We start from the raw sequence: 6,121 nt of genomic DNA, 5'->3' as shown, positions 1-6,121 counted from the left end.
GGCGGCACCAACAACGCCTACATCGTCACCCGTGACGTGACCGTCGCCGATGGCCAGCTCAACCTCCGCCTCGAAAGCAGCGGCGCCGACGACCTCGACAACGCCACCCTCAGCGGCTTCGTGGTGCGGGCGCCTGAGACATCGGCATCTGCCGACATCTGGGCATGATTCTCGCTGAGGTGTCTGTGAACAGGCATGGTCTACAGGCACTTCCGCCCACACCGGTACCTGATGCCGCCCGGCGAGTACCGGCGCCTTCGGGCGAACGCTTTTCGGGCATGGCAACAGGAAACTGGCGCCCAGGGAGCGGCCTAACCCTGGAGCGCCCCATCGTCATCCGGCAGATCAAGTGCCCAGGTACCCGCATCAACCCGGAAGCCGCCGCGCTTCCGTGTTGCCCTGAGAGATGCTGCATGCCGAAAAGGTCCGCCACATCGTGCCCTATGGCGGGCTGAAATGTGTAATCAACATGCACCAGGATGGGCTTACGGGGATCGAGCGCAGCGCGGCCGTAAGACGTCCGGAAGTCGGCCATTCTGAAGGGCATCACCAAGGTATCGCTGTCCAGGCTTGCCCTTGAAGGCTCAGCCAGGACCGGAAGCATCGTACCCGGGATGCTTCCAGTTGGTTGGGACGGCATGGCCTGGCCGGAACCACATTGCCAGGGCGCGTTACGGTTGGGGATCACGGGATGGGTAGATACGCCCGACGCCGGTGCGGCAGCATGGTAACCTGCAGGGGCCTCCGCTCTCCATAGGTGACTTTCACCGGGGATCATTCCCTCGGATCAGCTCCCAATCGTCCCTCCGTCCTTCTTCACGATGGCAATCACCGAAGGCCGCGGCGGCATGCCCTCCTCGAAGTCGGGCCAGCGGGTCGAGGGCTTGTCATAGCTGCTTCCTTGCCCCTCTCCCGGATGCTGGATAGCCAGGAACACGGTGCGCTCCCCCGGCCCAATCAACGGCCCGCACACCTCAGCTCCTTCGGGTGCGGAGTAGAAGCGGCGTGTGAGCGCGCGCCCCTCACCCTGCGTGTCGGCGGCGTAGAGACCGTCCGCCACCTTTGCTGCCTCAGGCGCTCCATCGGTCGAAATCCAGATGCGTCCCTTGCTGTCGAATGCACAATTGTCGGGACAGGACAGCCAACCCGAATCCCCGCCAACGCCGCGGTGGTAGGTCGCGCCCGAATGGATACCCGGCTGACCGGCCATCAGGAACAGTTCCCAGCGCGCCGTGGTTGCCGCGTGATCGACGAGGCTGCGCCCCAGCCGGCCGGGAGCGGTGGGCGGGATGATCTCGATGACATGCCCGTGTGCGTTGGCCACACGCGGATTGGCGGCATCCACCTGCTCCGCGCGCCGGCGCGAGTTGTTGGTCAGCATCATGTAGACTCGGCCGTTGACGTTATTGGTCTCCACATCCTCCGGCCGATCCATCGGTGTCGCGCCCAGGAGGTCGGCAGCACGGCGCGCCTCGATTACTACGTCGCCCTGCGAATGGAACCCGTTCTCTGGGGTGAGAGGCCCCTCCCCCTGAACCAGCGCCAACCACAGGACGCTGCCGTCGTCGTGGAAGCGGGCGGCGTACAGCGTGCCCTCATCCAGCAGATTCCGATTCTCGGCCGGATCGCTGAGGCTCCAAGCGCGGGCTGTAACGAACTTGTAGATGTAGTCGAAGCGCTCGTCGTCGCCCATGTAGATCACCACCCGCCCATCGGCAGCAATGGCGTGGGTGCAACCCTCATGCTTGAAGCGACCGAGTGCCGTGCGCTTCACCGGCACGCTTTGTGGATCATAGGGGTCGAACTCCACCACCCATCCGAAGCGGTTCGGCTCGTTGGGCTCCTTCGCTACGTCGAAGCGCGGTATATGGCGGCCCCAAGGGAACATAGCGTCAGGCACCAGGCCGTAGCGCTTGTAGGCAGCGGCCTGGACGCCTGCCTCTACGCCCCGCCCGCCGAAGTAGTAGTTGAAGTTCTCCTCGGCGATCAGAACCGTGCCCCACGGAGTGTTGCCGCCCGCACAATTGTTCAGCGTACCCAGCACGCAGGTGCCAGTAGGATCCTCGGAGGTTATCAGCCGCTTATGCCCAGCCGCCGGACCGCTCACCCGCATTGGCGTCTCCGCGGTGATGCGACGGTTCATTGCAGCGCCTGGAACCGGTGCCCAGCGTCCATCCTGACGGCGGATCTCCACGACACTCACGCCATGTGCCATCATTTCGGTGCGCACTTGCGCCGCGGTGCCGTTCCGCCGCGCCGCGCGAGCATCGCCGAGTCCCGGGAACATCAGTTCTGGGCAAGTGTACTCGTGATTAACCACGAGCAACCCGTGTTCGCTTCCGGGCGCGCCCTTTGGCAGCGGAAAGTAGTCTAAGTAATCGTTGTTGTAGCCGAACTGCAGCGCCTGTGCTTCGGCGGTCAGCCTGCTAGGATCGAAGGCTGGTGCGCCAGGCAGCACGGCATCGCCCCAGCGGATCACCGTCTGGATTTCGTATCCCTCGGCCACCGCCTCGGTGGAGACATCCCCATGCGGTAGTCCACTGAAACCGAGCGTGGATTGCGAGGGCTGGGCAAGTGCCTGCCCCACCAGCCGCTCCGACGATGCGCCCGCGGCCACCGCCCCGAACAATCCCCGCAACGCGGCGCGCCGGGCTAGGCGCCGCCCGATGACCGCCGCAATTGGGTCGGCGGGCGCTGGATTGCTGCCGATATCCTCGAGTTCAGACTGCCCAAGACTGTCACCGGCAGAATCAATTGATGTGTCTGACATGTCCTACCTCAGCATCGACCTACCGACCCGGTCGGAGCGCTGCTAAGCGGCAGGCGCGAAGCTGTGATGAACGGTTCATGATACTCGCAAGACAGTTCCACGAACGGGCGGAACGCTCCTGGTAGCCTCAAGCAGGCAGTTGAACCGCGTCCATCACGTGCTCTACCAGCAGTGCCGCGCCCAGGCCGACCGCGCGGTCAGTCCCACCGCCGCGATCATCGGCAGCCAGAGCGTAACGAGCGCCTAGAAAGGGGCGCCTCGATCTATCCACCTGGCTATGAGGGTGGCAAGAAAGATCAAAGGAAAGAAGCGCCACGTCCTCGTAGACATCTTGGGCCTGATGCTGCACGCCGTGGTCCACAGGCTTCGGATACCAGCTGACCTACGCAGTTGAGCGTCTCCTATCGCCAGAGGACGGGACAGCCCTTGGCCTCACGCAGCGCCCGAGCGAAGCCGTGATCACAGGAGGCGACTGGCTCGTCCTGAGCCCTGCTCCTCACGCCCGCCAGCCACCACCTCATCGGCGCCGCAGCACCGGCCCGGATGCGATCGGTGCCATGCTGGTCAACCCGGCAAGAGGCTCCATCGTGGACAAGGCCGCGTTCGCCACAGCGCTCGAGGAGTGCGCCCTCGGCGGCGACGCCGCCGATGCCTTTGAGGTAAAGGACTACGCGGACAATGACCGACCCCGCTCCATCAACCAGCGACTCCCGCGGCATCCCCGTACTGTCTTGGCGCCGCCTCTTGGTTCGGCCGTCAGCCACATGCGGCAGGCAATCCATGGCGCGCTCGGCCCGCCGCCGATTCCGCACTCTGGAGCGACCAGCTCGCACAGCCCGGTCAATTCTGTTGAAAACTCGTCTATTGGCGGAGGGCACCCTGTTTCCAGCGAGCGGGGCCCAGGCCTTCAGGCGGTGGTGCGTCCTGGCAGCGGGAGAGCTTGTCGAGCCTGCGGAGGTTCTGGGCGGCAGCGGCAAGGTGGAACTCGTCGCGGGCACCGTTCGGACCACGTGTCCACCATGGGCCGAGGTGGAGCGCGCCGCCGGTCCGGCCGTGGAGATCCGGGACGACCCACTGCCGTGGCAGCGCCGAATGGTGAACTCCGCAACCGAGGGTTGGTGTTTCACTGCCCGAGGCCGGATCAATCGGTGGATTCTTGTACGGTGCACCACTTGCGCTCCGGCGCGCGAATTGAGATGCCTCAGACCCATCATCAACTCGCTGTAACCGGAGAGAACGGCATTGCAGGAAGCGCTTTTGGCGCAGGATTTCGCGCCAACTCTGCGCGCGCGTGTTGCCCGGCTGGTGGCGTCGGCCAGATTTCAGCAGGCTGTTACGGCTCTTATCCTTCTCAACGCTGTCACCCTGGGCTTAGAAACCTCGGCCACGGTCATGGCAGCCTACGGGCCGGTCCTGGAGGCGACGGACAGTGCTCTGTTGTGGCTGTTCACGGCCGAGTTAGCCCTGCGCATCTTCGCCTTCCGCGGCCGCTTCTTGCGGGATCCCTGGGGCATCTTCGACCTGGTTGTGATCGGCATCGCCTGGGCGCCCGCGAGTGGGGATCTGGCCGTCCTACGGTCGCTGCGTGTGCTGCGGGTACTCCGCCTGCTCTCAGTCGTCCCGTCTCTGCGCAACGTGGTGGAAGCCATGCTGGCTGCCCTCCCCGGCATGGGCAGCATCGTCCTCCTTATGGGATTGATGTTCTACGTCTCGGGTGTGATGGCGGCCAAGCTGTTCGGTGAGAGCATGCCGGAGAAGTTCGGAACCCTCGGTGACTCCGTCTTCACCCTCTTCCAGCTGATGACCCTGGAAGGCTGGGTCGAAGACATCGTGAAACCCGCCATGGAGAACCACCCCGGAGCGCTGCTGTTCTTCATTCCTTTTATCGTCATCTCCACCTTTGTCGTGCTGAACCTCTTCCTCGGTGTGATCGTCGAGAGCATCCAGACGCTCCGGGAAGCGCGTGAGAGCGCTGACGCCAAGGCAGCCCAGGCCGCCACGGATGCCGCGGCATCCGCCGCCCACGCCGACAGCCAGATGCTAATGTCGGAGGTGCGCGCCCTTCGGTCCGAAATCGCCGCGTTGCGGGCTGGAGGAGGCTAGGACATGGGTGGGCACGGGTGCTGCCCGCACCGACGCGGTTCAATACCATTCGGTCCGGAAACGCCGTGAGGCCGGCTGGGTCGTGCTACAGGGGCGGCTCAGTCCGGAACAAACGCGCTTCCTCAAGAAGGGTTAACACAGGGCGGCAGTGCCTTGTCTGCAAGACGGCTCGCGTGCTGCCGATCGGCATGCCCGATGATCCCGAGCAGTCTATTTTCGGCTTCAGTACGGCGCTGGCAGGCTAGGTTTTGTGGACTCTTGGGATTCCCTGATGGTTTGACACGTGATTCAAGGCTGCCTTTGGTGATGGGGGGCGGCCTTGGGTGTGTTGGACCGGCTGGTGCTGAGCGACGCGGCGTGGGAGCGGATGGCGCCGTTGGTCATTGGGCGACCGGATCAGCAAGGGTCTACCGGCCGAGACAACCGCCTGTTTGTCGAGGGCGTGTTGTGGATCGTGCGCACTGGCGCGCCCTGGCGCGATCTTCCCGAGGTCTTTGGCGATTGGAACAGTACCTTCCGCCGCTTCAGCCGCTGGAGCGAGAAGGGCGTCTGGCGGCGCATCTTCGAGGCCATGTCCGACGATGCCGACTTTGAGTACCTGATCGTCGACAGCACCATCATTCGCGCCCATCAGCACGCCGCTGGCGCCAAAAAGGGGGGCCTGAAGATCAGGCCCTGGGACGCTCCCGCGGGGGCCTGAGCACCAAGATCCACCTCGCGGTGCGCGGCCTCGGCGCACCGGTGCGCTTCCTCCTGACGGGCGGGCAGCGAGGCGACTGCCCGCAGGCCTACACACTGATCGACGGCCTGCCCGCCGAGGCCGTCATGGCCGATGCCGCTTACGACGCCGATCCCCTACGAAACGCGATCGCTGCCAAAGGGGCCGTGGCCGTCATCCCCAACAACCCGTCCCGCGCCCGCAAGTACCCGCTTGATCGACACCTCTACGCCCAGCGCCACCTGATCGAGTGCTTCGCCAAGCTCAAGCAGTTCCGCCGCGTCGCCACGCGATACGAAAAGACCGCAAGAAACTACCTCGCCGTCGTGACCCTCGCAGCCATCGTCCTCTGGGTGAGGTAAGTGTCCACAAAACCTAGACCAGATGTCCGTCCGAGGCGGGGGTGGCCCGCCTCGAACTGTGCAGGAATGACGAGGGTTGCGCTGGGTGTGTCGGCGCCTTGCCTCAGCACAGGAGACGGGCCGTGGGAGAGACTATCACTTTTGTCGGGCTGGACGTGCACAAGGCGA

At 64.6% G+C, this 6,121-nt stretch carries 3 protein-coding genes and 2 pseudogenes; 4 read left to right on the top strand and 1 reads right to left on the bottom strand.

Annotated elements, in window-relative coordinates:
• Positions 1–787: 787 nt before the first annotated feature.
• Positions 788–2,770, bottom strand: coding sequence for a PhoX family protein (locus GSE44_RS20015; protein ID WP_159350604.1), 1,983 nt, complete (start codon positions 2,768–2,770; stop codon positions 788–790).
• Positions 2,771–2,900: 130 nt separating this feature from the next.
• On the opposite strand from GSE44_RS20015, the pseudogene GSE44_RS25835 reads away from it, so the two are divergent.
• The 4 genes and pseudogenes from GSE44_RS25835 to GSE44_RS20000 form a co-directional block, all read left to right on the top strand.
• Positions 2,901–3,131, top strand: a pseudogene (locus GSE44_RS25835) (IS5/IS1182 family transposase); the annotation flags it as partial.
• A gap of 196 nt (positions 3,132–3,327) precedes the next feature.
• Positions 3,328–3,498, top strand: a pseudogene (locus tag GSE44_RS26525) (NAD(P)-dependent oxidoreductase); the annotation flags it as partial.
• 514 nt (positions 3,499–4,012) lie between these two features.
• The gene (locus GSE44_RS20005) at positions 4,013–4,873 is read left to right on the top strand and encodes an ion transporter (protein ID WP_457852177.1); all 861 of its coding nucleotides are present in this window, start codon (positions 4,013–4,015) and stop codon (positions 4,871–4,873) included.
• Between the two features lie 319 nt (positions 4,874–5,192).
• A protein-coding gene (locus GSE44_RS20000) for an IS5 family transposase (protein ID WP_159350603.1) occupies positions 5,193–5,953 on the top strand; the annotation gives its coding sequence in 2 pieces (ribosomal slippage) (positions 5,193–5,534 and positions 5,537–5,953; 759 coding nt in all).
• Positions 5,954–6,121 lie beyond the last annotated feature (168 nt).

This window comes from Muricoccus harenae (genome assembly GCF_009848505.1).
GTDB lineage: Bacteria > Pseudomonadota > Alphaproteobacteria > Acetobacterales > Acetobacteraceae > Roseomonas > Roseomonas harenae.
Note: the sequence above shows the minus strand (reverse complement) of the source record. Positions and strands in the feature narration are given on the sequence as shown.

Bases quoted from the DNA above. Each gene is read 5' to 3' on its own strand.
- GSE44_RS20015 (WP_159350604.1), bottom strand. From the start codon at position 2,770: ATGTCAGACACATCAATTGATTCTGCCGGTGACAGTCTTGGGCAGTCT.